Genomic DNA, 2,200 nt, shown 5'->3' with positions numbered 1-2,200 from the left:
GCCGAGCAGCCCGCCGGCCAGCCGCAAGGTCATCCACAAGACCCGCCGCAAACCTGCGGCAAAGGCAGTGAAGGCCGTCAAGGCCTAATCGCCCCACGCCCATCCGACGCATCTCGGCCGGGCACAATCCGCCCATGGCCGACAAAGTGATCCCGCTGGCAGACCACCGCTACGCATCCAGTGTGCCGCTGGTGCCTGCGCGATCGACGGCTCCCACCGGCCTGCTCGCCGACACGCTGGGCCGCCCGCTGCGCGACCTGCGCATCTCGGTGACCGACCGCTGCAACTTCCGCTGCAGCTACTGCATGCCGAAGGAAGTCTTCGACAAGCACTACGAGTTCCTGCCGCACAGCTCGCTGCTGAGCTTCGAGGAGATCGCGCGCCTGGCCCGCCAGTTCGTCGCGCACGGCGTGCGCAAGATCCGCCTGACCGGCGGCGAGCCGCTGCTGCGCAAGAACCTGGAGCGGCTGGTGGAGATGCTGGCCGCGCTGCGCACCGCGGGCGACGGGCTGCCGCTGGATCTCACGCTGACGACCAACGGCTCGGTGCTGGCGCGCAAGGCGCAGGCGCTGAAGGACGCCGGGCTGCAGCGCATCACCGTCAGCCTCGACGCGCTCGACGATGCTGTGTTCCGCCGCATGAACGACGCCGATTTCCCGGTCGCCGACGTGCTGGCCGGCATCGAGGCGGCGCAGCGCGTCGGGCTCGGCCCGATCAAGATCAACATGGTGGTCAAGCGCGGCACCAACGACGACCAGATCGTCGCGATGGCGCGGCACTTCCGCCACAGCGGCACGGTACTGCGCTTCATCGAGTACATGGACGTCGGCGCCACCAACGGCTGGCGCATGGACGAGGTGCTGCCGTCGGCCGAGGTCGTCGCGCGCATCGCCGCCGAGTTCCCGCTGCAGCCGCTCGGCGCGCAGCAGCCCGGCGAGACCGCGCAGCGCTGGCGCTATGCCGACGGCGCCGGCGAGATCGGCGTGATCTCGAGCGTCACACAGGCCTTCTGCCACGACTGCAACCGCGCGCGGCTGTCGACCGAGGGCAAGCTCTATCTGTGCCTGTTCGCGCACCGCGGCCACGACCTGCGCGCGCKGCTGCGCGAGGGCCGCAGCGATGCCGAGATCGCCGCGGCGATCGGCGGCGTCTGGAACCGGCGCGCCGACCGCTATTCCGAACTGCGCAGCGAGGCCGGCACCGACCCGTCATCCGCGCCGGCCGAGCGCCGCGTCGAGATGCACTACATCGGTGGATGAGCCTCGATGATCTCGAGCGACTCCGCGCGGCGCGCGGCCCCTGAGCTGCTGGTGATCCGCACGCTCGACGTCGTCGACCTGCCGGCCTACAAGGCGCTGCGCGACGCGATGCTGCATGCCTTCCCAGACGCCTTCACGTCCGACGCGCACACCGAATCGCGCAAGCCGGCCGAGGTCTACCTGCCGCGCCTCGGGCTGGGCCAGCCGGGCGGCGGGCAGTTCACGCTCGGCGCCTGGGACGACGGCGAGCTGCTGGGCGCCCTCACCTGCGAGCGCGAGAACCGCGCCAAGGTGCGGCACATCGGCCACATCGTCGGGATGATGGTGCAGGCGCAAGCGGCGGGCCGCGGCGTCGGGCGCGCGCTGCTGGCCGCCGGCATCGAGCAGGCGCGCGCGGCCGACGGCATCGAGCTGCTGACGCTGTCGGTCACGTCGACCAACCGGCGCGCGGTGCGGCTGTACGAAGGCGCCGGCTTCGTGCGCTACGGCACGCTGAAGCACGCGATCAAGCTCGACGGCATCTACCATGACAAGGACCTGATGTCGCTCGCGCTGTGATGAACACCTTGAACGACCTGGCCCTCGGCCTGCACGGCTACGACGCCGACGACCTGCCGGTGGACGTGGCCCGCGCCTTCATCGCGCGCATGCTGCCGCGCGTGCAGGCGGTGGAGCACCTGTCGCTGCGCGCGAGCCTCGGCCGCGTGCTGGCGCAGGACATCCCGTCGACGATCGACGTGCCGCCGCAGGACAACGCTGCGATGGACGGCTATGCGTTGCGCGGCAGCGAGCTGCGCGCCGGCGAGGCCACCGTGCTGACGGTGGCCGCCACCGAGCTCGCAGGCCAGGTGGTCGGCCGGGCGATCGGCGCGGGCCAGTGCGTGCGCATCATGACCGGCGCGGTGATGCCGCCCGGCCTCGACACCGTCGTGCCGCAGGAG

General features: G+C 71.5%; 2 protein-coding genes and 1 pseudogene. All 3 read left to right on the top strand.

All coding sequences use genetic code 11. The features are described from left to right. The first annotated feature begins 134 nt into the window (after positions 1-134). A complete protein-coding gene (moaA, locus tag AC1D01_RS31235; RefSeq protein WP_477873372.1) occupies positions 135-1,259 on the top strand; it encodes a GTP 3',8-cyclase MoaA in 1,125 nt (374 codons plus the stop codon). Between the two features lie 6 nt (positions 1,260-1,265). Continuing rightward, the gene (locus tag AC1D01_RS31230; protein ID WP_465112533.1) at positions 1,266-1,817 is read left to right on the top strand and encodes a GNAT family N-acetyltransferase; all 552 of its coding nucleotides are present in this window, start codon (positions 1,266-1,268) and stop codon (positions 1,815-1,817) included. Further along, positions 1,817-2,200 (top strand): annotated as a pseudogene (locus tag AC1D01_RS31225) (molybdopterin molybdenumtransferase MoeA); the annotation flags it as partial. The gene AC1D01_RS31230 and the pseudogene AC1D01_RS31225, both read left to right, overlap by 1 nt.

This window comes from Rhizobacter sp. P3_B12 (assembly GCF_056402895.1).
The sequence above is the reverse complement of the archived record's forward strand: the minus strand, read 5'-3'. Positions and strand labels throughout refer to the sequence as shown.